We start from the raw sequence: 22,709 nt of genomic DNA, 5'->3' as shown, positions 1-22,709 counted from the left end.
AGTCAAATAATGTCCTTTGATGTTGATGAAGAGATACTGCAGGACTTTTTGATTGAAGCCGGTGAAATTTTAGAGCTTCTTCAGGAACAACTCGTTGCGTTAGAAAATAACCCTGATGATACTGATTTATTGAATGCTATTTTCAGAGGATTCCATACCGTTAAAGGTGGTGCAGGCTTTTTAGGCTTATCGCCTATGGTTGACGTTTGTCATGAAGCTGAGAACACGTTCGATCTTTTACGAACTGGTAAACGTAGCGTTTCCGCCAATCTAATGGATGTGATTCTTCAGGCTGTAGACTCCATCAACTCAATGTTTGCTGAAACTCAAGCCGGCCAGCCCCAATCGCCAGCAGAGCCTGCATTATTGGCCCAATTAAAAACCTTAAGTGCTGGTGAATTACTGGCGTCTGAATTGTCGCAAGCGTCAGCAATAGTTGAAGAAACAACTGGATCTGAATCAACAATAGAGCCAACTATTGTTGAAGAGTCAAAGCAGCCAACTGAATCTCTCACTCAAGTAGAAACTACGAATGAGAACGCTAATAGTAGTAGCATCGATGATATCGATGAAGCTGAGTTTGAAGCGCTGTTAGATGCGTTGCATGGCACTGGTAATGGCCCGGGAGTAAGCGCTTCTGCTGCGGAATCTATTAGTGTTACAAACTCCTCATCAGATGACATCACAGATGATGAATTTGAATCACTGCTTGATGAGCTTCATGGTTCTGGTCAGTTCAAAACACCGTCAGCAGTTCCAGCAAGCGCTGAGCCTGATAGTAATGATGTTGACTCTGATGAAATTACTGATGATGAGTTTGAGAAGTTACTCGATGAGCTTCATGGCTCTGGCGTCGGCCCCGGTAGTACTAGCCAAGGTAGTTCAGTTACTGCTATCTCGAGCACAAATACGCCGCAAGCCAATAACTCAGCCACAGTAGTTCAAGCGATAACGACTTCACAGCAAGCTGAGCCACAAGAAACAGTTCAACCGCAAGCTGCTATCGTACCGCCACAGGCTCAACCTCAACCTCAACCGGTTGCTAAAGCTCCTGTTAAGCCTGCTGGCAATAATATGCCACAAGCCGAAACCACTGTGCGTGTTGATACCTCAAGACTCGATCAAATCATGAATATGGTTGGTGAGCTGGTACTTGTTCGAAATCGTTTATTAAGTCTTGGGGTTGCCCGTGAAGATGAAGAGATGTCAAAGGCATTGGCAAATCTTGATCTCGTCACCGCTGACCTGCAGGGCGCGGTAATGAAAACGCGCATGCAGCCAATTAAAAAGGTATTTGGCCGCTTCCCTCGTGTTGTTCGAGATCTTGCGCGTACCCTTAATAAAGAGATTGATTTAGTCATGGTTGGTGAAGACACTGACCTTGATAAAAACTTGGTTGAGGCATTAGCCGACCCGTTAGTTCACTTAGTGAGAAACTCAGTGGATCACGGTATTGAAATGCCGGATCTTCGTGAAGCTAACGGTAAGCAGCGTACAGGTACTATTACCCTATCAGCTAGCCAAGAAGGCGACCATATCCTCTTGAAAATTGAGGATGATGGTGCGGGTATGGATCCTGAGAAGTTAAAGTCTATTGCTATAAGCCGCGGCGTACTTGATGAAGATGCCGCAGCGCGAATGACCGACGAAGAAGCATATAATCTTATTTTCGCCCCAGGCTTTTCAACTAAGGTTGAGATTTCTGATATTTCAGGCCGCGGTGTGGGTATGGATGTGGTTAAAACTCGCATTACTCAGCTTAATGGTTCTGTTTATATCGACTCTCAACAAGGTAAGGGAACTCGCTTAGAAATTAAGGTTCCACTAACTTTAGCAATTATGCCGACCCTAATGGTTGAAGTTGCTGAGCAAGTGTTTGCATTGCCACTTTCAAGTGTGAATGAAATATTCCATTTAGACTTGACTAAAACCAATGTGGTCGACGGTCAGCTAACGGTTATTGTGCGCGATAAAGCGGTACCGTTATTTTACTTAGAGCAATGGTTGTCACGCAAAGCTGGCAGTTTTAGCCATGGTGATAAACAACATGGCCACGTTGTTATTGTGCAATTAGGCACAATGCAAATTGGTTTTGTCGTTGACTCGCTAATTGGCCAAGAAGAAGTGGTGATTAAGCCATTAGGTACATTATTGCACGGCACGCCAGGTATGGCTGGTGCAACAATTACATCTGATGGTGGTATTGCACTTATTCTAGATGTACCCGGCTTACTTAAGTATTACGCGCGCAATAAAAGCTAATAAGTTGTTTAGGAATAACAGAGCGTGATGTTCTGTTATTCCTTTTGCATACAGCATTGAGCAGTCCTGAAATGCGGTATAGGAATTTTAATGGGCATAAAAGTTTTAGTCGTTGATGATTCAAGTTTTTTCCGACGACGTGTAAGTGAAATTGTCAATCAAGACGCTGAACTAGAAGTTATTGGCACCGCCAGCAACGGTGTTGAAGCGGTTAAAATGGCTGCTGAGTTAAATCCGCAAGTGATCACCATGGATATAGAGATGCCTGTAATGGATGGCATCACAGCTGTAAAACAGATCATGGCGAGTAAACCTATTCCTATTTTGATGTTCTCTTCTCTAACCCATGATGGTGCTAAAGCCACGTTAGAAGCATTAGAAGCGGGAGCATTAGATTTTTTACCCAAGCGTTTTGAAGATATCGCCAGCAATAAAGATGACGCGATTTTATTATTGCAACAGCGTATTAAGGCGCTGGGGCGTAGACGCTTATTTAGACCAATCGCTAGAGCAACAACTACATCGGATAAAGCTTCGTTAAGCAATGAGCTTAAGCGACCAAGTTTAGCTAGTCATACTTTACGACAACCAGCGCATGTTGCGGCAAATGTTGCTGTAGCCGAAAAGGTTGGCAGAACATCTAGCGTAACTCGGGCGAGTGGCAAAAAATACAAAGCCTTGCTAATCGGCACCTCTACTGGTGGTCCTGTTGCGCTGCAAAAAGTGCTAACGCAATTGCCGGCGAATTATCCGCATCCGATTTTGCTAATCCAGCATATGCCAGCGGCCTTTACACCAACATTTGCGACTCGTTTAAATAGTTTATGCAAGATTGAAGTTAAAGAGGCTGTTAGTGGTGATGTGCTTAAACCTGGCTGTGCATACTTGGCACCTGGTGGCATGCAGATGATGTTAGAGCGAGGCGGTGCGTATGGCCGCATCAAGGTGATAGCTGGCAAGGCTGAAATGAATTATAAGCCAAGTGTTGATATCACTTTTGCGTCAACGTCGAAGGTCATCGGTGGCGATGTATTAGCCGTTGTACTAACGGGGATGGGCGCTGATGGACGTGAAGGCGCAAGAATGTTGAAATCTGTAGGTGCAACGATCTGGGCACAAGATGAAGCAAGTTGTGTGGTGTATGGTATGCCACAAGCTGTGACAACATCAGGCATTGCTACCAAATCTATAGCGCTAGAACAGATGGCTGATGCGATTTTAAAAGAGACTGCTAATGGCTAAGGCCATTGATAAGCGTGTTAAGTATGGCTTAGACATGGTTTGTCAGCGCGGGGAAATCAACACCTTGTCGCTACTGGCGATATTTTTGCTTAGCGTTACAGCTGTCAGTTTCGGCTCTCTTTATTTTGATAGCCAGCACAAAAACAAGCTGTTAACGGCAGAAGTGGCGGAGCTTAAAAACTCACAAGTGTTACTGATGGTACCTGATGAACAAGCTGCTGTAATGGCTGATTGGATGGCGAACAATCCACAGTTTGTACAATCTTTTGTTGAGAAGGCTAGAAAGGGAGAGTCGACTGTATTACCGATTGGTCCAGGAGTCGGTAATAATAGCGCTAATATCAGCAGTGTAACTGAGCCTAACAATCATGCTGCGCAAGCTTACGCTCAAAGGCAAACTCAGCCTCAAAAGCAAGTTAGGCAACAAGTTGAAGAGCAAACAGTATTGCCATCAAATCTTTCGGAGCAAAAAGTACCACAGCCGAATACAAATCTAGCAAAGCCGTACTCCGAAAAAGCGAGCACCGTAAGTGTAGAGTCTAATGCTGTAATAAAAAATGCTAAACATGAGCCACCAAGTAAAGCCGTCACCGTGGAAGAGTCAGAAGATGGCGTTAAGTTAATCCGTTTGCCCCATGGCGGCGTTAGAGTGACCACAAGAGAGCCCGACTCCTAAACCCGGTTGCTACTTGAATATTTGGCTTACAACTACTTTAGCCGTCACACATAAAAACCAGTCATATAAAGAGATAGAGGATCACCAGTTGAAGATCTGGACGATAGCAAACCAAAAAGGCGGAGTGGGAAAGACAACAACTGTTGCCAGTCTAGCTGGTGCGTTTGTTAAACGGGGTCAAAGAGTGCTGATGGTGGATACTGATCCACATGCATCGCTTGGTTATTACCTTGGAATTGATAGCGAGCAATTGCCTAGTTCTTTATATAACTTGTTTTTAAATAATAAAAGCTTAACTGCAGATAGCGTGCAAACGCATATCGTACCTACTAATGTTGAAAACCTTGACCTGATGCCAGCTACAATGGCACTAGCTACGTTAGATCGCAGTCTTGGGCATCAAGAGGGGATGGGCTTAATTCTTAAAAAAGCCCTGCAATTAGTCGCAGATAGATATGACGTTGTGCTAATTGATTGCCCACCCGTGCTTGGTGTATTAATGGTTAATGCTCTGGCTGCGAGTGAGCATATTATTGTGCCAGTACAAACAGAGTTCTTGGCACTTAAAGGTCTAGACCGAATGGTCAAAACAATGTTGTTGATGGGACGTTCCAAGCGTATTCAATACAGCTATACCATAGTGCCAACCATGTACGATAGACGTACTCGTGCTGCAACCGCAGCGTTATTACAATTGAGTCAAGATTATAGTGATGAACTTTGGCAAGACGTTATTCCCGTGGATACTAAATTTAGAGACGCAAGTTTGAGTCATTTACCTGCATCCCATTACGCGCCTAGCAGTCGTGGCGTCAAAGCCTACGAGCGCTTATTAAATTATTTAGTCAATAAAGGTACAACGCATGTCAAGATTGGTTGATGACGCTGTATCGGACTATTTCACTCTGTTGTTAACTGAGCCTGAGTCGCAAAAGTTGACTCAGACAGAAGCAGAGTTAAAGCCTTGCATCAACAGGCGTTCACTTGAGCAGTTATTTGCCGACTCCAAGGCTATGTCAACTGATGACGCCGAAGAGTGCAGTTTAAGTGTTGAGCAAGCGCCATTACAAACACAAGAGACAGCTGCGTTAGAAACTGCGCCACAACAGAGCGTGCAAGCAGAGGTCTCAGCTGCTTTACCACAAGATGTTGCTGCAATTGTAGAGAACTGCCAACACGACGCCAGCTTGCCTGAACTGGATATTGTGGCTCAAGACTCTACAAAAGAGCTGGCTGCGAAAGAGCCCACGAGCAACGAGCTGGTTTCGACACAAGCCTTGCTCGACAGTTTAGATGAAGAGTTTCAAGTGCTGTTTTTTAAAGTGGCTGGTTTAACTTTGGCAGTACCGCTAATTAGCCTGGGTGGCATAGTAAACTTACAAGCCTTAACGCCATTAATTGGCCGTCCAGTTTGGTATAAAGGCGTGCAACAACACAGAGGCTCACAACTGAATGTTGTTGATACTGGCGCTTGGGTAATGCCTGAAAAATATACTCAAGAACTTGCAGATCAAGTTAATTATCAATATGTGGTTGCGCTGCAAGACAGCAACTGGGGATTAAGTTGTGAGTCTTTGGTAGATACTATCAGTATCAAAAAGTCAGCGGTTAATTGGCGTAGCCAAGCTGGTAAACGTCCATGGTTAGCAGGCGTTGTAAAAGAGCAGATGTGCGGTATTTTAAACGTTGCAGCATTAGTACAAATGCTGCAAGCCGGTTTAGGGCACCAAGATAGTATTGCTTAAACGCGCAAGTAAGCCTTCAAGGTGTGATTTGCGCTATAAAGACTAGAGATAACTAGTCGATATAATAAATTGAGCAGGCAAGAGTATTGGATCTCTGCATAGAGCGAGATATGCTTAAGCTTAAAAACAAATAGCCATAAATTTAATAGGCTAGCATTTCTGAAATGAATTTTATCAGTAACTCGTTTTACAGGTTACTAGGGTTTATTAGATAGCCACAGAGCTATTGATTGAGGGATTTATGACAAGTTCAAATAGTGTGGCCGTTGCGGCAGGTAATGATGATGCAGTATTACAATGGGTAACATTTAAGCTTGATAATGAAACCTATGGCATTAATGTTATGCAGGTTCAGGAAGTATTACGTTATACCGAAATTGCACCTGTACCGGGTGCGCCTCATTACGTGTTAGGGATCATTAATCTACGTGGAAACGTAGTAACAGTTATTGATACCCGCTCACGCTTTGGTTTAGCTTCTGCAGACGTTAATGATTCAACGCGTATCGTGATCATTGAAGCTGAAAAGCAAGTAATTGGTATTTTGGTCGACAGCGTTGCTGAGGTGGTTTATCTACGTCGTTCTGAAATCGATAATGCGCCAAATGTTGGAACAGAAGAGAGCGCTAAATTCATTCAAGGTGTCAGCAACCGTGAAAATGAGCTGCTTATTTTGGTTGATTTAGATAAGTTACTTTCTGATGAAGAGTGGATGGAGTTAACTCAAATCTAACTCTTTAACGACTCTTAGTTAATGACTCTTAATGAATAGCTCTAGCTAATGACTTTAGCTATGTTGCTTGCAGTGTTAGGTAGCATATTCAACTAAGCTATCTGACACTGATGATTGCGCTAATTTACCCTTTTAGAAGATATATTAATGACTGTTGAAGAAATTTTAATTGTTGCAGTGTTAGTTTTAGCTGTTATTTTTTGCGCTTTGATTGTTTATTTGCAAAAGCAAACAACTAAGCTGCGCTCAACAGTGGATGCTCTTACAGTTTTGGTTAAAGAAAGCGACAAACAAAGAGATACTGTTAAACGGGAGCTGCTAGAGCTAAGAAGCGGCACTATTGGCGTTGGTAGACGTATGCTAGAGCTTGAGAAAAAGCTAGCCCAGCAAGACGCCAAACTCGAGGAGGGAACTCAGCAAGATCCGCAAGCGAGATTGTATTCTAGAGCAATGAAAATGGTTGCCTTAGGTGCGGGAGTTGAAGAGCTTATAGAGGAATGTGAACTGCCAAAGGCTGAAGCAGAATTGTTGATTCGCTTACATGGTAAAAATTAACTTAACATCGCTACTGTTTACTAATAGGGTGCAAGCCAGTACAAATGATTAAACTGGCACTTCCTTATATTTGCTCCATTATTTTATTATGCATATTGTCCCATTTCTCGGGAAACTTACCTTCTAGCACATATACAAATGCAATGAGCTCGGCAATTAAGCCATAGAGTTCGCTTGGGATCGCTTCTCCCACTTCTAACTGCTGTAAGAAGTTGGCCAAATGTTCATCTTGATGAATGTGAACACCTGCTTGCTTCGCTAGGGCAATGATCTCTTCAGCGAGCAAATCTTCACCTTTGGCCACCACAATGGGGGCTGCTCCGGTCTTATAGCTCAGTGCAGCAGCTTGTTTAGCTTTTGTTTTTGATGTCATGTTATACCTTGGTTTTCACTAAGTAATGTTGTCCGGGCAAAATTGATGCGGCAATCGCAGCTGTTTTACTTTCTAGCTTCACATTTTCAAAACCTAGTTCAATGAGTTTGTATCTGAGAGAAGTGCTTAAGAGTTTTACCTTATTAGTTGTCGCAGCATCATCAGAGCTAAAGCTAAGTGTCAGTGTTGGTTTTTGATTTACTGTTTGCTGTATTTGGCCATTAATGAGCAAAGCCGCTGCAGACAAATTGAATTTAAGCTGTAACTGCCACACACTGCTATTATCGCTGCCTTCTGTATCATGTTTACTGATCTGTCCCTCAAGGTGTTCTTGATAATGGTTAATCGAATAGGGGATAACAAAATAGAAGTTAGTCGTTTGCTCTGATAAGTCAGACGCTTGTTGATATAGTGAAATATTGCGCAGAATATCGGCAAAAGCGTCTACTTTTACTGCTGTTTGCAACAACGTCAGTAGCGGTTCGGGTAAGGCGAGTTTATCTTGCAGTGCAATAAGCTGTTTGCTTAACTCGGGTGAAATATTAGCTTTACTATGTAATGCAATTAACAGCTGAGTGATAAGACTGATCGTTGTGATATGGCTGTGACTGCTACTTTGTTGCCATTCAGATGGAGCGAGGGCTAGCTTACTCATTTCAATCAGGATTTGCTTGAGTTTTTGTGGCTGAGCAAGTTCAGTTATCGCATCACTTCTAATTGATGGTAGCAACTTAGTTAATTCAGTAGCTAGATCACTATGTGATGGCGTAGGGAGTTGGCAAGTAACAGGCAAACCACCGGCTTTAATTAGTGCATTATTCAGTGACTGATGAGTGATAGGCGGTGCCTTAGTGCTGTTTGAGTTACTATTGAGCACCTTTTTATCGCGGTTTTGATTAGTACTGCCAGCTTGAGCCGACTGCTCAGCGTTCGGATAAGCTGATTGACGTGCAAGTGTTACTGCTGCCAGCTCGGAAAAGAGGTTTTTATAGCTTGCTGTCATATTAAGCGGGCTGCTTGTGGGCATGGTTTCATCAGCGGGATCGCAAGCTTCTTCAACTCGCGAATGCGAGTCTTGGGTTAGCTGAACTGTTTGCTCAATCTTTATCTGGCTTAGCGTCAACAGTAACCGGCCATTTTTTAATACAATCGCCGCTGTATAGTGTCCGTCAATAATAGTGGTCGGCAGCGAAATGCTTGAGCCTGCATCAAAAGCCAATATATTGTTTTTAACCCGAGTTTTTCCTAACGAGTAACCCTCTTTACGGCCAGCGAGTTGCTCGAGTTTTTTGATTTGCTCTGGGCTTGAACTTAGCATGTGTAATAGTGCTGTAGGTAAGGGGAGTTGATAGGCTTGCCCAAGGCCAATTAGACTGGCTATTCTTGTTGCAGCTTGAGTTTGCACTATATTTAATATTAGCCGTTGCGCACTTTGTAGTTGCTGTAGCGTGCTAAGAGGTAAACGATTAAGTAAGTACTGCTGCTGCGAGAAGCAGACCTTTGCGCCTTGCTCGGTAACTTGCAACGTAACTGGCACCAATAATTGACTGAATTTAACAGCAGTATCGGCTAGTTGTGTACTAGCAGAAGAAATCACTGTAGAAGTTTGAACATTTTGCATATCCAGCCCGTATTAAAAGACAGATCATGAGTAAGTGGTGAATCGTTAATCGGTTATAGCAAACTTGGTTAGCGTGGCAAATGACAAGACAACAATTTAGATATGTTTGTTCACAAATTTCTATTTGATCTTACTGAGTTACTCAGTATCCTTAGCCGTCTTTACCGTAAATTCAAAGACTTTAGTCTTTAAAGTGATGCGGTTTTATTGAATAACACTGTCGATTATATCGGCATAGGCATGAACTACTTTAGTTAAAGGTGTTTTTTGCCGGCAAAGACTGCGAGTAAAGATTGATATAACGGCTTAAGCGTGAGTCTGGTAACCGGCTGCCGATGGGGCACTCTGTTGGCAAAGGCTAAATTTGTATTTTTAACAGTTTTATATACCGTTCTGGTCCTGCGTATAGAGTTTGGGTAACCGGAAACATTTCAAAGAGACAATTATGAAGTTTAAATGGATTGTGCTTTCTCTGGCTATTTATGGAATGCCCGCAGCGGCGAATACAGAGCAGAAGACTTCTTCTGAAAGTACGACTTCTGCTGTGACCGAACAAAGTGAGCCTCAAGTAACTGTTACTTATAATGATCCCCGAGATCCTATCGAGGGCTTTAACCGCACTATGTGGGATTTCAACTACCTGTTTTTGGACAGATATTTTTATCGGCCTGTAGCTCATAGTTATAATGATTACGTGCCTCGTCCAGTGAAAACAGGGATCAATAACTTTGTGTTGAATCTAGAAGAACCATCAACTCTAGTAAATAATACGTTACAGGGGAAATGGGGCTGGGCAGCGAACGCAGGCGGACGTTTTACCGTAAACAGTACACTCGGCTTGCTTGGCGTCATAGATGTCGCTGAAATGATGGGCATGAGCCGTAAACAAGATGCATTTAATGAAGTGTTAGGTTACTACGGTGTACCCAATGGTCCATATTTTATGGCACCATTTATTGGCCCCTATGTTACCCGAGAACTCGCAACAGATTGGATTGATGATCTATACTTTCCTTTATCTGAGCTGACATTTTGGCAGTCAGCATTAAAATGGGGTCTGAAAAACTTGCATAATAGGGCGTCGGCAATTGATCAGGAGAGATTAGTTGACAATGCCTTGGATCCATACACTTTTGTAAAGGATGCTTATTTTCAGCATATGGACTACAAAGTATATGATGGTGACATTCCACAAAGTGACGACGATGACGAGTTACTCGATGAGTATATGCAAGAATTGGAATAGCATTTAACCAGCGGATTAATAACAATAACTGCTTCGCTGCAGCGTGAACTAGAACAAGGACGTGTGTTTTCGCTATTGTCATTAAAGGGCAATTATGGCGCTAACAAACTTAACTGTACTTTTTGTGGAAGACGACCCAGTCTTCCGCAAGCTTGTCACGTCTTATCTAGATAGTAGAGGGGCGAGGGTCATTGAAGCCGATAACGGTGAGCTCGGCCTCGAACTATATAAAAAGCAAAGCTTTGATGTTGTGATCGCAGACTTAAGCATGCCTAAACTTGGTGGTTTGGATATGCTTAAAGCAATGAATCAGTTTAAACCTGGGATCCCAACAATTATTATTTCAGGTAATCAAGGGATGGCCGATGTTGTTGACGCTCTCAGGCAAGGTGCTAGCGATTACCTTGTTAAACCGGTAACAGACCTATATCTAATTGAAAATGCAATTCACGAGTGCTTAAACCATTCACTTGAAGACTCACTCAATATTGATGAGCAAGAGTCTTTATCTTATTTAGAGCTAAACGATAACCTCGCGCTACTTGAGCAATGCAGTGAAGCTGCTAAGAGTGTTCAGCAACAATTATTCCCGCCAAGCAGTATTGAATATCCAAGTGTTATTATTGATTACAGCTTGTTTAATACTGATGAAGTAAGTGCACACTTTATCGATACTGCAATGTTAGATGATGATCATGTGATGATGTATATGGCACATTTTGCTCCCCATGATAATCGTGCAGCATTCGCATCTGTGCTGCTTAAAAGCTTCGTCAATCATAAGCTAAAGCTCTATAGAAACGGTGTGTCGAATGTAATCACCGAGCCGTTTAACATGCTGGTTTATTTAAATGACAGAATGACTAACTCAGGATTAGGCTTGTTGGTGGACCTCACTTATGTTGTGGTTGAACTAAAACATTTTAGGGCGGCTATTGCTCAAGCTGGAAGTGAGTTTAGGTGCTATTTAAAAAATGCTGAAGGGCTATCACCTATCGCGCTCCAAGAAGCATTGCAAATTGGTATGGCACAGTGGAGCAAACCAAGCATTCACTTTAGAACCTTGGTATATGGCGATAAACTTTGTATATCAACTCAGGTTAGTGAACACAAACAACAGCTAATTGATGATGAATTTTATGGTTTAGTACACAAACCAAATGTAACCCCGGGTGGCTTTATTCAATTATCTTTAAGTTAGACACAGTTACAGGTTATTTTGATTGGCGACTTTAAAGTGTGCTGCATTTTGCAAATGCAGCGCTCAGGGTAGCTTTTAAAGGTTATAGACAGCGACTCTTGTGTACACAAACCTTAATTTATAAGTCAAAGACAGCTCGTAACCGCGTAATAAAAAAGCCTCGTATATACGAGGCTTTTAAGATCTAATTTGACTCTAATGTAACTTAGTCGTGAGAGACATAGTTATTTTAGAAAAGTTATTAACGTCTAATTGCTTCATGTTCAGCAGTTACCGCAATTTCTTCTTCTAATGCTTGTTCTTCAGAATGGTGAGAACTGTCTTCAGCACCGTGCATCCAGTCAACAAGCTTGTCTGCCATAAAGTATAAGAGCACGCCTGAGATAGCGGCTGTGATGGCGATACCTGCGAAGATAGACATTGCATTTGCAAGCTGTTCTTCTTTACCACCACCATGACCTATTAATGAGCCAACGATCCCACCGATTTTATTTGCAGCAGCAATAAATAGGAACCATGCACCCATCATTAGAGAGGCGATACGCAGTGGAGCAAGTTTAGTCACCATAGATAGACCGATAGGTGATAAACATAGCTCACCCATTGTATGGAAGAAGTATGCACCTACTAACCACCACATGCTTGATTTAGCATTAGCGTCGCCGCCCATCTCTAAAACAGCACCGATCATGAATAGGAAACCAATACCTAATAAAATAAGGCCTAACGCGAATTTAACTGGAGAGTTAGGTTCATTCTTACCTAAGCGGACCCAAATTGAGGCAATTACTGGTGCAAAAATAACGATGAACATAGCGTTAAGAGACTGGAACCAAGTTGTTGGTACTTCCCAGCCGCCAATCATACGATCAGTAAAGTCGTTGGTGAAAATATTCATCAAACCACCGGCCTGCTCAAAGCCAGCCCAGAAGATAATAGTGAACAGACCCATGATCATAATCACTTTAATACGATCACGTTCAATCTTAGTTAGCGGTTCCTTACGAACCTCGCCGCTAGCGGCAGCTTTTTCTTTCTCAAGCTGGGCAGCTGGAACACGGCCGATGTCGCCAAGTAGTTTTTGAGCGAATACAAACTGAATAATAAGAGAAAGTACCATACCAATACCGGCACAGATAAAGCCAGTTTGGAAGTTACCATCATAATAGGCAACAACAGAACCTACGATAATACCAGATAAGAATGCACCAACGTTAATACCCATATAGAAGATAGTAAACGCACCATCACGACGGTGGTCGCCTTCTTCATACAAATCACCAACCATAGTTGAGATATTTGGCTTGAATAAACCGTTACCAAGGATTAGTACACCTAGACCAATGTAAAATACTTCAGCTTCCATTCCTGGCACCCAAGCATGAGGTGTACCTAGAATAAATTGACCTGCGGCCATCAAAGCGCCACCAATCATAATAGCTCGGCGTTGACCTAAATAATTATCAGCTAACCAACCACCAATAAGTGGGGTTAGATAAACTAAGCCAGTAAACGTGCCATAAAGAGAAAGTGCATCAGCTTGGGTCCAACCCAGACCGTGACCACCTTGAGATTGTACTGCGTCAACTAGATATAAAACCAAAATTGCACGCATAGCGTAATAACTAAAACGTTCCCATAACTCCGTTGTAAACAACAGGAACAGTCCTTTAGGATGCCCGAGCATGGTCCCCTGGGGTTTTGCTGCGTTCATGTTTTTCCACCTTCACTTGTGATTGCCTGCAACTGAAATTTTCGTTGCAGAAATTTATTTTCTTAAATTATTTCGGTCAAACACGATGCAATCGACTAGGAATGTAAATTCTTTTGTGGATTTGTAGCGTGCTTAACTGTTTTATTGTTGGCTTGTATTCTGTTTTTTCTGATCTGCCGCAAAAAATAGCGCCAAATGCGATAAAGCCTACCTTATATACCCTTTATGAGGCGATAAAGTCAATTTTGAACGTGCAATTGGTGGGTTAGTGAGCAGTTGAACGTTATGCGTACTTATACATACAGGAAATACGTTATCGCCAGCATTTTGACGCGATTCTAGTTTTAATAAATAAGTGGAGTTTGTTAATATGCCTGCCGTGGATAGGACGTCACGAACCTATATTAACTGAAGGAAGAAGCATTGGCATGAAGGCATGGTATTTGATTTATTGTAAATCTCGAGGAGAAGCTCGAGCACAGCAAAATCTGGCACTTCAGCACATTGAAACCTATTTACCCACCTATCCTGAAGAAAAGAAGGTTAAAGGGCAAAGTGTTGTTAAGCGTGTATCCCTATTTCCTAGTTATCTTTTTGCTTACTTTGATCCCCTGATCACTAGCGTATCAAAAATCCATAATACTCGTGGTGTAGTGAGAATTGTCGGCTGTAAAGAGCTAATGACTGCCATTGACGATAGCGTTATCCATGCGATCAAAATGCGTGAACATAAAATGCTTTCGCTAGAGTCTTCTGAGAATCCAGAAAAAGTTGTAGAGCAGGAATTTACAGTTGGAGACAAAGTACGTTTTACTGAAGGGCCATTTGTAGAGCTTGAAGGAATATTTGGTGAACAAAATGGTGAAAAGCGCTGTTTTGTTTTGTTTGAATTAATGGGCAAACAGCAAAAAGTCGCAGTTGAACGCAGCGCGATAAAGCTGATTTAGTTTGTCCCATTCTTGTGAGTTGTAGCTTTGTTGTTACTGCTTTGCGGCTTTGATATCTTTTTGGGTCGCAATATAAACCTTTAGGTTATAGAGTAAGAAATTACTTGGTAGCTGTGTAGGATATTTGCCATAGGCAATCAGTTTTTGAAATATTTTATATAAAAAATATGCATTAATAATTAAAGAGTGATTGTATTTTTATGCGCTAATTTACCTTGTATACAGTGGCTTGTTAGTGAGAGCAACCTCAGGCGTAATATAGGGTTTCTTTATTAATCACCTTTTTTACAATCATTTTTTACTGGCTTTATTTTTAATCTGGGCTACCAGTATAGTTTGAAAAGTTCTAGGAAGTGCAGAAACTTTCAGCAGTCATAGTGCTTGAGGCGGAGGAACTGCTGCTTAGGCACAACTTCTTATGTATAATACGGCGCGGTAGTATTTAGCGATGTTATTGCTTTGTGTGAAAATCGCCCGGCAAAAGCTATCCAGTCAAAGTTAAATGAGCGCTTTTAAATCTCAGGTTACTCACGTATTGGCGATTTAGCCATCTGTGAAAGCTTGTTGGGTGTTTTTAGCTTGGAAAGCGAATTTGGAATTAAGCCATTTAGTTTATGGGCTTAATCTGATGAAAAATTAATACTCTTTTGGGAGTGTCTGCACTGCAGACGGGCATTTTGGAAGCCGTAATCCATGGGCGGTAGCGTGTCTAAAAGCAAGTATCCTGATGCAGATTAGGTTGAAATATTAGAATGGGTTACGCCATTTTTGAGGCCTGTACTTTAGTGCGTTTAATGTTGGCTAGACTGCTGCGGTTAGCTAACTTCTTTGTCTCACGGACAAAATGTTATAGACAATAATACTCTTATTTTGTCAGTTGCAGCCTAATCTAGTGCTAAAACAATTTTTAAAGCATTATTTAAGAGCTACATCTTAATAATCAATATTACCTTTTTATTCTAAGTCCTTTTTCGGAGAACACCGGTGCTAAACAAGACTAAAAAACTCATCATAGCTGGTATGTCGGCGCTGATCTTATTGTCAGGGCAGGCAAACGCAATCGCGCCTTCCCCACAAATGATTGAGCAATTTAAAAATCTTCCAGCATCGGAGCAACAGCGCTTAGCTAAGCAATATGGCATCGATCCTTCTATGCTAGGTGGCTCATCAGAACAAGCACCGATTGAGAACCCAGAGGTTGTGCAACAGCGTGCACCAGCCACTCAGGTTGTAGACCAGTCAGTTAATGCCAAAAATGAATTAGATTTTGAGCAAGATAGTAATAAAAATGAGCTAAAGCGTTTTGGTTATGACTTATTCGAAGGCGAACCAACAACTTTTGCCCCTGTTTCTGATGTTCCAGTTCCTAGTGAATACTTAGTAGGCCCTGGCGACAATATTAAGGTTCAGCTTTACGGCAAAGATAACAAAGAATACGACCTTGTTATTAACCGCGAGGGTGTAATTCAATTCCCTGAACTTGGTCCAATTTCGGTAGCGGGTTTAACCTTTAGTGAAGTGCGCGATACGTTATCAAGTCGTATTACCCAACAAATGATTGGTATTGAATCTAATATCACAATGGGCGAATTACGCTCAATTCGCATTTTTGTTGCAGGTGATGCCTACAAACCTGGCTCTTATACAGTTTCAAGCCTATCAACCATTACCCAAGCTCTGTTCGTTGCTGGTGGCGTTAATGAAATTGGCTCCCTGCGTAATATTCAAGTAAAGCGTAAAGGAAAGCTTGTAGGCAGCATGGATTTATATGATCTGCTGCTACGTGGTGATGCATCCGGCGATATTAACCTTCGCTCTGGCGATGTGGTTTTCATTCCTTCAGTAGGCGGTTTAGTTAGCGTTACGGGTGAAGTACGCCGCCCTGCTATTTATGAGCTAAAGCAAAATGAAACTATGGCTCAGGTTATTGAAATGGCAGCAGGTATTAAGCCAGGTGCGTACCCAAGACAAAGTAGTGTTGAGCGTTTTAACGACAATAGCCTAAAGTCTATTTTGAATGTTGACTTAACAACTAAAGCAGGCAGAGCGACTAAAGCACTTGCTGGTGATGTTATTCAAGTTAAGAGCGCAACAACGCAATATGAAGATGCTATCACAGTGGTTGGTGCTGCGGTTCGTCCAGGTAAATATCAATGGTACCAAGGACAAAAAATCAGCGACCTTGTTCCATCTATTTGGGGCGATTTAAATGTGTCAGTTGATCTTGAATATGCGATTGTTGTACGCGAAATAAACAAGCAAGGTGATATTCAGGTTTACCAGTTCTCGCCAGTAAAAGCGATTAACAGTAAAGAAGCTTCACAAAACTTAACGCTTCAAGCTCGCGATAAAGTGATTTTCTTTAATTTCAGCGATTTGACGCAAAACCGCTATGAGCTAAACAAGTTAGTTAAGCAACGTGTAGAGAAAGTACAATCTTTAGCTGGCAATTCGTTAATCGGTAATGATTTATTCGAAGCGGGATTCTCACAACTAAGTCAGCAAAAATTTGCTGAACGTTCTGAGTTAGGTGGTGTAGCAATTAATAGTAAGGTTCAAGATACTGATCCTGTAGCTAAGGCTGTTAAGGGCGAAGTCAACAAAATGTTGATAAACCTTTTTGAAGATCGCGCGCTGATTGAGTTAAGTGGGGTGATGAATCGAGGTGAACTGCTTTACCCAATTATCATGAAGCTCAATAGCCAAGGTAGAGTCGGCGCTGGTGTTCAAGCGGTTGCTATTAACGGTCGAGTGAATAACCCCGGCATTTATCCGTTAACAGTTAATGCTCGCATAAAAGATTTAGTTGTAGCTGCAGGCGGGCTAGAAGAGGGTGCGTATACAGCTCGTGCAGAATTAACAAGCACATATACAACTGTCGATGGTTCAGCCATAAAGCACACTAACATTGGCTTAGAAGCAGCATTAAATGGTGACGAGACACAAAACATCGTCATTAAAGGTCGCGATATTTTAACCGTGATGACTACACCAGACTGGCAAGAGAACAAGTCAGTTGAAATTCGCGGTGAAGTCAAATTCCCTGGTACATATAACATCCGCCGTGGTGAGACTCTAGCAGATGTATTACAACGTGCTGGTGGATTTACTGAGTATGCTTATTTACCATCATCTGTATTTGTTCGTGAGTCTGTGCGTCAACAAGAGCAGCTTGAAATCAAGAAGCTAGCAGATCAACTGCGCCGTGATATTGCAACACGCGGTGTTTCTAAAGACGGTAATGTAGTTAATTACTCAGATGCACAAATGATGCTTACCGATCTTGAAACAATCAAAGCAGTTGGCCGTTTAGTTGTCGATTTATCAGCGATATCTGTTGGTATTAAGCAAGCAGACCTGCAGTTAGAAGATCAAGATGTTCTATATATTCCATCGACTAAGCAAACCATTGCTGTAATGGGTGAAGTTCAGCATGCGGCAACTCATAGGTTCAAAGAAGGCCAAACTGTTGACCAATACTTAGCAATGTCTGGTGGTGCTAGAGAACGAGCTGATGATGATAGAACTTATGTTATCAAAGCAGATGGTTCAGTGATGCTGCCAAGTCGTTCAGTTTGGTTCAGTAGCGAAACCAGCTTACAACCAGGTGATACAATCATTGTGCCGCTTGATACAGAGTACAAAGATAACCTAACGCTTTGGACGCAAGTAACAAGCATCATCTACAACACAGCAGTTGCATTCGCCACAGTCGCAAATCTTTAAATAAAAGTTTGAGACCGAACAGAGCCTAGCTTATGAATGTTAGGCTCAACTAGCCAAGGATGGCATTCAGTGAATTTATTTGCATTTCAAAACTTAGATGTCTGGAAGCGAGCTTGTCGTTTAGCTTGTGACATCTATACAGAATTGGAGACATGTCGCGATTTTGGATTAAAAGACCAAATGACGCGAGCTGCAGTTTCCATTGCCTCAAATATTGCAGAGGGTGAAGAAAGAGAATCTAAAGCCGAGTCGGCAAGATTTCTTTATTTTGCTAAAGGCTCTTCAGGTGAACTTGCCACTCAAATTTACATCGCAATAGAAATAGGCGTAATTGAAAAGCAAAATGGTTTCAAGCTAATCAAGGAAGCTAGAGAAATTTCAGCAATGCTAGGTGCTTTGATAAAGATTAGAAAAGGCTGCGTTAGAGAATCAGCAGCTGAATACAATATCAAACCTAACATCTAATTTAAAATTACAAGCGGAACCTGCACCTAGAACCTAGGGCCTAGGACCTTTATATAATGAATAAAGACATACAACAAACAAACACTGACGCTAAGTTCCCTCATATGAACTCCGTTCATAATCCCGCAGACGACGAAATCGATCTTCGCGAACTCTTTTCAGTCATCTGGCAAGGGAAATGGTTGATTATTGCGGTTACAGCAGTTTTTGCTATCGGTTCTGTTATTTTTGCACTTGCACAGCCTAATACCTATAAGTCTCAAGCATTATTAGCTCCTGCAAGTGACGAGCAAGGCGGTGGACTAAGCGCATTAGCAGGACAGTTTGGTGGGTTAGCCAGTATGGCGGGCATTAACTTAGGTGCAGGTGGCGGTGTTGATAAAACCCAGATGGCAATTGAGGTGATAAAGTCACGTCAATTCGCGAGTGATTTTATTAAGTCTCATAATATCTTGCCTGACTTAATGGCTGCGGAGAAGTGGGACATGTCTACTGATATGCTTGCTTACAATGCTGAATTATATGACGCCCAAAATAAAGTATGGGTGCGCGAAGTTAAAGCACCATTTAAGGCTGAGCCTTCTATGCAAGAAGCATATAAAGAATTTAGCAAAATTATTTCAGTAAACTCGGCAAAAGATACTGGAATGGTAACGATATCTGTTGAGCATTTGTCACCATCAGTTGCGAAACAATGGGTAGATTGGTTAATTCAAGACATTAATAAAGTAATGAAAGAGCGTGACGTTGCTGAAGCGATTCGAAGTAGTGAGTTTTTAAATAAACAGATTGCGCTCACAAACGTAGCTGACATTCGTTCAATTCTTTATAAACTTATCGAAGAGCAAGCTAAAACGATTATGTTTGCTGAAGTACGTGATGAATACGTATTTAAAACAATCGATCCTGCATTAGCTCCAGAAGAAAAAGCAGGCCCTAAAAGAGCGCTAATATGTGTACTGGGTACAATGTTAGGCGGTATGTTAGCTGTAATGATTGTTTTAATAAGGCATTTTTTGAGAAAAGATTCTCTAAAACCTAAAACCTAAAACCTAAAACCTAAAACCTAAAACCTAAAACCTAAAACCTAAAACCTAGAGCTTAGAGTCTAGATCTGCTTATATCCGGACTGTTTTTAGGTAATTGGAACTAGAAATAGCCTGTAAAGCTTCATAAGGGACAGCGCTTATTTAGAAATAAAATCCGCTGTCTATAAAGTGGATTAATGGTTCTCAGCTTGGTTATAAAGGCTGGGATTAGAAAGTGTGATTATTCAATTCACAATGCTAAATTGAACTTGTTTTTAGACAAGTAATACATCTTGGAAACATAAATATGAAAATCTTAGTCACAGGTGGAGCAGGATTTATCGGCTCGGCAGTCGTGCGTCATATCATCAATAATACACAAGATAGTGTTATCAATGTCGATAAATTAACTTACGCTGGTAACCTAGAATCCTTAGCAAGCATCGAGCCAAATGAACGGTATGTGTTCGAACAAGTTGATATTTGTGACCGCGCCGAATTAGACCGAGTTTTCGCACAATGCAAGCCTGATGCCGTTATGCATTTAGCTGCAGAGTCACACGTTGATCGCTCAATCACTGGCCCTGCCGATTTCATCCAAACAAATATCGTCGGCACCTATACGCTTCTTGAAGCGACAAGGTCGTATTGGAACACATTATCTGTAGATGCTAAGCAAGAATTTCGTTTCCATCACATATCAACCGATGAAGTTTATGGCGATTTACCGCACCCTGATGAAGTCGAAAGTGTAGAAGAATTACCATTATTTACAGAAACGACATCCTATGAACCATCAAGCCCATACTCTGCTTCTAAGGCTAGTTCAGACCACCTTGTTCGCGCTTGGTTAAGAACCTATGGCTTACCGACGATAGTAACAAACTGTTCTAATAATTATGGACCATACCACTTCCCTGAAAAGCTGATCCCACTGGTGATTTTAAATGCATTAGAAGGAAAGCAATTACCTATTTATGGTAAAGGCGACCAGATTCGGGATTGGCTATATGTTGAAGATCACGCTAGAGCACTTTATAAAGTCGTTACAGAAGGTGTTGTAGGTGCAACCTACAACATTGGTGGTCATAACGAAAAGCAGAACTTAGAAGTCGTTCAAACCATTTGTTCTATTTTGGATTCTTTAGTACCAAAAGAAACTCAGTACAAAGAACAAATTACTTATGTAACTGATAGACCAGGCCACGACAGACGCTATGCTATTGATTCTAGCAAAATGCAGCGTGAGCTTGATTGGACGCCATTGGAAACGTTTGAATCAGGCCTTAAAAAGACAATTGAGTGGTATTTAACTAACCAAGAGTGGTGTCAACACGTACAAGACGGAAGTTACCAACGTGAAAGCCTAGGTGTAGAAAAATCGACACCGAGGGAGGAAGTATAATGAAAGGGATTGTATTAGCCGGAGGTAGTGGTACTCGTTTATATCCATTAACTCGTGGTGTATCAAAGCAACTTCTGCCAATCTACGATAAGCCAATGGTGTTTTATCCTATTTCAACCCTTATGCTTGCAGGTATTAGAGATATCTTAATCATTACAACTCCTGAAGATAACGCAGGTTTTAAACGATTATTAGGTAATGGCGCTGATTTTGGAATTAACCTTCAGTATGCTATTCAAGCAAATCCAGACGGGTTAGCGCAAGCTTTCATCATTGGTGAAGAGTTTATAGGTGATGATAGTGTATGTTTGGTGCTTGGAGACAATATTTTTTACGGCCAATCTTTCTCAAATACACTAAGAAGCGCTGCTTTGCGTGAGTCTGGCGCAACAGTTTTTGGTTATCAAGTAAAAGATCCAGAGCGTTTTGGTGTGGTTGAATTTGATGAAGATATGAAAGCTATATCGATTGAAGAAAAGCCTAAAATACCAAAATCCAACTATGCGGTTACGGGTCTTTATTTCTATGATAATCGTGTCGTTGAAATGGCTAAACAGGTTAAACCCTCTGACCGTGGTGAACTTGAAATTACAACATTAAATGAAATGTATCTTAATGATGGCTTATTGAACGTTGAATTATTAGGTCGTGGCTTCGCTTGGTTAGATACAGGCACTCATGAAAGCCTTCATGAAGCATCTTCTTTTGTTCAAACCATAGAAAATGTTCAAGGGCTGAAAGTAGCCTGTTTAGAAGAAATCGCATGGCGTAATGGTTGGTTAAGTGATGAGCAGGTGTTAACGTTTGCCACACCTATGATGAAAAATGAGTACGGTCAGTATCTGAATCGTTTAGTGACTGGAAACCAGAAGAAGGCAGTATACTAATGCGAGTACTAATTACAGGATGTTATGGGCAAGTAGGTTTTTGCCTTACAGAGAAATTAATTAAGGATGAAAATACAACAGTATTATCCCTTGATAGAGACAGCCTTGATATTACTAATCAAACAGCTGTTAATGCAGTTGTTAACAAATTTAAACCTACGATCATTATTAATGCGGCTGCACATACCGCAGTCGATAGAGCTGAAGAAGAAGTTGAACTTTCTTATGCTATTAATCGTGATGGGCCTAAATATCTAGCACAAGCTGCCCAAGACGTAGGCGCAGCAATACTTCATATATCAACTGATTATGTCTTTGAAGGCAATAAAGTTGGTGATTACGTTGAAAGTGACCTTACTAGCCCACAAGGTGTTTATGGCGAAAGTAAGTTAGCTGGTGAAATAGAAGTAGGACAAGCGTGTGGTAAACACATTATTCTTCGTACTGCTTGGGTTTTTGCTGAAAATGGCAATAACTTTGTAAAAACAATGCTTCGTTTAGGAGCAACTCACGATTCATTAAGTATTGTTGGCGACCAATTTGGTGGACCAACATACGCAGGTGACATTGCTAACGCGTTAATACAAATCGCTAAGCGGATAGAACAAGGTGATTTTATTGAGTTTGGCATATATCACTTTTCTGGTTTACCACATGTAAGTTGGTACGAGTTTGCAGAAACTATTTTTGATACAGCTGTCTGCCAAGACCTAATCCCCAAAAAGCCTAGTCTTCATAGCATTACTACAGAGCAATACCCTACACTAGCAAAGCGTCCTAGTAACTCACGTCTTAGTACTGAAAAGATTAACAATGTATTTTCTATTACTGCCAGTGACTGGAAAACGGCATTAAATAATATTCAAGTATATGCAGGATAAAA

General features: G+C 41.4%; 19 protein-coding genes. 16 read left to right on the top strand and 3 right to left on the bottom strand.

Translation table 11 applies throughout. The features are described 5' to 3' along the window. Positions 1–9: 9 nt before the first annotated feature. The 7 genes from MSG37_RS00370 to MSG37_RS00340 all read left to right on the top strand — a co-directional run bounded on the left by MSG37_RS00370 (position 10) and on the right by MSG37_RS00340 (position 7,213). Complete coding sequence (locus MSG37_RS00370; protein WP_248468608.1) at positions 10–2,262, top strand: chemotaxis protein CheA; 2,253 nt, start codon at positions 10–12, stop codon at positions 2,260–2,262. 90 nt (positions 2,263–2,352) lie between these two features. Continuing rightward, positions 2,353–3,504, top strand: coding sequence for a chemotaxis response regulator protein-glutamate methylesterase (locus MSG37_RS00365; protein ID WP_248468607.1), 1,152 nt, complete (start codon positions 2,353–2,355; stop codon positions 3,502–3,504). Beyond that, a complete protein-coding gene (locus MSG37_RS00360) occupies positions 3,497–4,180 on the top strand; it encodes a hypothetical protein (RefSeq protein ID WP_248468606.1) in 684 nt (227 codons plus the stop codon). Before MSG37_RS00365 ends, MSG37_RS00360 begins: the two co-directional genes overlap by 8 nt. An 88-nt stretch (positions 4,181–4,268) precedes the next feature. Continuing rightward, positions 4,269–5,060: a ParA family protein gene (locus MSG37_RS00355; RefSeq protein ID WP_248468605.1), complete on the top strand. Its 792-nt coding sequence runs from the start codon at positions 4,269–4,271 to the stop codon at positions 5,058–5,060. After that, the gene (locus MSG37_RS00350) at positions 5,044–5,925 is read left to right on the top strand and encodes a CheW domain-containing protein (RefSeq protein ID WP_248468604.1); all 882 of its coding nucleotides are present in this window, start codon (positions 5,044–5,046) and stop codon (positions 5,923–5,925) included. The genes MSG37_RS00355 and MSG37_RS00350 overlap by 17 nt, the downstream gene beginning before the upstream one ends. Positions 5,926–6,166: 241 nt before the next feature. Continuing rightward, the gene (locus tag MSG37_RS00345) at positions 6,167–6,658 is read left to right on the top strand and encodes a chemotaxis protein CheW (protein ID WP_248468603.1); all 492 of its coding nucleotides are present in this window, start codon (positions 6,167–6,169) and stop codon (positions 6,656–6,658) included. A gap of 147 nt (positions 6,659–6,805) precedes the next feature. Next, positions 6,806–7,213 carry a DUF2802 domain-containing protein gene (locus MSG37_RS00340; protein ID WP_248468602.1) on the top strand — a complete coding sequence of 136 codons (408 nt, stop codon included), beginning with the start codon at positions 6,806–6,808 and terminating at the stop codon, positions 7,211–7,213. Positions 7,214–7,277: 64 nt separating this feature from the next. Here MSG37_RS00340 and MSG37_RS00335 read toward each other — a convergent pair whose 3' ends face one another. Further along, positions 7,278–7,586, bottom strand: coding sequence for an EscU/YscU/HrcU family type III secretion system export apparatus switch protein (locus MSG37_RS00335; protein ID WP_248468601.1), 309 nt, complete (start codon positions 7,584–7,586; stop codon positions 7,278–7,280). Position 7,587: 1 nt separating this feature from the next. Continuing rightward, the gene (locus tag MSG37_RS00330; protein ID WP_248468600.1) at positions 7,588–9,207 is read right to left on the bottom strand and encodes a hypothetical protein; all 1,620 of its coding nucleotides are present in this window, start codon (positions 9,205–9,207) and stop codon (positions 7,588–7,590) included. Positions 9,208–9,652: 445 nt separating this feature from the next. Between MSG37_RS00330 and MSG37_RS00325 the strand changes: the two genes are divergently transcribed. Together MSG37_RS00325 and MSG37_RS00320 are read left to right on the top strand one after the other, a co-directional pair. Continuing rightward, complete coding sequence (locus MSG37_RS00325) at positions 9,653–10,453, top strand: VacJ family lipoprotein (RefSeq protein WP_248468599.1); 801 nt, start codon at positions 9,653–9,655, stop codon at positions 10,451–10,453. A 94-nt stretch (positions 10,454–10,547) separates the two neighbouring features. After that, entirely contained in the window at positions 10,548–11,654 is a 1,107-nt protein-coding gene (locus MSG37_RS00320) for a response regulator (RefSeq protein WP_248468598.1), read from the top strand. A 241-nt stretch (positions 11,655–11,895) separates the two neighbouring features. Here the strand turns inward: MSG37_RS00320 and MSG37_RS00315 are convergent, their stop codons facing one another. Next, positions 11,896–13,368 (bottom strand): peptide MFS transporter, encoded by a 1,473-nt coding sequence (locus MSG37_RS00315; protein WP_248468597.1) that lies wholly within the window; start codon positions 13,366–13,368, stop codon positions 11,896–11,898. 428 nt (positions 13,369–13,796) lie between these two features. On the opposite strand from MSG37_RS00315, the gene rfaH reads away from it, so the two are divergent. The 7 genes from rfaH (at position 13,797) to rfbD (ending at position 22,707) form a co-directional block, all read left to right on the top strand. Next, positions 13,797–14,315 (top strand): transcription/translation regulatory transformer protein RfaH, encoded by a 519-nt coding sequence (gene rfaH / locus MSG37_RS00310; protein ID WP_248468596.1) that lies wholly within the window; start codon positions 13,797–13,799, stop codon positions 14,313–14,315. A 984-nt stretch (positions 14,316–15,299) separates the two neighbouring features. After that, entirely contained in the window at positions 15,300–18,041 is a 2,742-nt protein-coding gene (locus MSG37_RS00305) for an SLBB domain-containing protein (protein ID WP_248468595.1), read from the top strand. 69 nt (positions 18,042–18,110) lie between these two features. Then, positions 18,111–18,506 carry a four helix bundle protein gene (locus tag MSG37_RS00300; protein ID WP_248468594.1) on the top strand — a complete coding sequence of 132 codons (396 nt, stop codon included), beginning with the start codon at positions 18,111–18,113 and terminating at the stop codon, positions 18,504–18,506. A 56-nt stretch (positions 18,507–18,562) separates the two neighbouring features. Continuing rightward, on the top strand, positions 18,563–19,555 hold the full coding sequence (locus MSG37_RS00295; protein ID WP_248468593.1) for a Wzz/FepE/Etk N-terminal domain-containing protein: 993 nt from the start codon (positions 18,563–18,565) through the stop codon (positions 19,553–19,555). A 286-nt stretch (positions 19,556–19,841) separates the two neighbouring features. Continuing rightward, positions 19,842–20,939 (top strand): dTDP-glucose 4,6-dehydratase, encoded by a 1,098-nt coding sequence (rfbB, locus tag MSG37_RS00290; protein ID WP_248468592.1) that lies wholly within the window; start codon positions 19,842–19,844, stop codon positions 20,937–20,939. Next, the gene (rfbA, locus tag MSG37_RS00285) at positions 20,939–21,826 is read left to right on the top strand and encodes a glucose-1-phosphate thymidylyltransferase RfbA (protein ID WP_248468591.1); all 888 of its coding nucleotides are present in this window, start codon (positions 20,939–20,941) and stop codon (positions 21,824–21,826) included. The genes rfbB and rfbA overlap by 1 nt, the downstream gene beginning before the upstream one ends. Then, positions 21,826–22,707: a dTDP-4-dehydrorhamnose reductase gene (rfbD, locus tag MSG37_RS00280; RefSeq protein ID WP_248468590.1), complete on the top strand. Its 882-nt coding sequence runs from the start codon at positions 21,826–21,828 to the stop codon at positions 22,705–22,707. The genes rfbA and rfbD overlap by 1 nt, the downstream gene beginning before the upstream one ends. Positions 22,708–22,709: the final 2 nt, after the last annotated feature.

It is taken from the genome of Shewanella sp. 1CM18E (assembly GCF_023161665.1).
Taxonomy (GTDB): domain Bacteria; phylum Pseudomonadota; class Gammaproteobacteria; order Enterobacterales; family Shewanellaceae; genus Shewanella.
Note: the sequence above shows the minus strand (reverse complement) of the source record. Positions and strands in the feature narration are given on the sequence as shown.

Coding starts and splice junctions, on each gene's coding strand:
- MSG37_RS00370 (WP_248468608.1), top strand. CDS start 10: ATGTCCTTTGATGTTGATGAAGAGATACTGCAGGACTTTTTGATTGAA.
- MSG37_RS00365 (WP_248468607.1), top strand. CDS start 2,353: ATGGGCATAAAAGTTTTAGTCGTTGATGATTCAAGTTTTTTCCGACGA.
- MSG37_RS00360 (WP_248468606.1), top strand. CDS start 3,497: ATGGCTAAGGCCATTGATAAGCGTGTTAAGTATGGCTTAGACATGGTT.
- MSG37_RS00350 (WP_248468604.1), top strand. CDS start 5,044: ATGTCAAGATTGGTTGATGACGCTGTATCGGACTATTTCACTCTGTTG.
- MSG37_RS00345 (WP_248468603.1), top strand. CDS start 6,167: ATGACAAGTTCAAATAGTGTGGCCGTTGCGGCAGGTAATGATGATGCA.
- MSG37_RS00340 (WP_248468602.1), top strand. CDS start 6,806: ATGACTGTTGAAGAAATTTTAATTGTTGCAGTGTTAGTTTTAGCTGTT.
- MSG37_RS00335 (WP_248468601.1), bottom strand. CDS start 7,586: ATGACATCAAAAACAAAAGCTAAACAAGCTGCTGCACTGAGCTATAAG.
- MSG37_RS00330 (WP_248468600.1), bottom strand. CDS start 9,207: ATGCAAAATGTTCAAACTTCTACAGTGATTTCTTCTGCTAGTACACAA.
- MSG37_RS00325 (WP_248468599.1), top strand. CDS start 9,653: ATGAAGTTTAAATGGATTGTGCTTTCTCTGGCTATTTATGGAATGCCC.
- MSG37_RS00320 (WP_248468598.1), top strand. CDS start 10,548: ATGGCGCTAACAAACTTAACTGTACTTTTTGTGGAAGACGACCCAGTC.
- MSG37_RS00315 (WP_248468597.1), bottom strand. CDS start 13,368: ATGAACGCAGCAAAACCCCAGGGGACCATGCTCGGGCATCCTAAAGGA.
- rfaH (WP_248468596.1), top strand. CDS start 13,797: ATGAAGGCATGGTATTTGATTTATTGTAAATCTCGAGGAGAAGCTCGA.
- MSG37_RS00295 (WP_248468593.1), top strand. CDS start 18,563: ATGAATAAAGACATACAACAAACAAACACTGACGCTAAGTTCCCTCAT.
- rfbB (WP_248468592.1), top strand. CDS start 19,842: ATGAAAATCTTAGTCACAGGTGGAGCAGGATTTATCGGCTCGGCAGTC.
- rfbA (WP_248468591.1), top strand. CDS start 20,939: ATGAAAGGGATTGTATTAGCCGGAGGTAGTGGTACTCGTTTATATCCA.
- rfbD (WP_248468590.1), top strand. CDS start 21,826: ATGCGAGTACTAATTACAGGATGTTATGGGCAAGTAGGTTTTTGCCTT.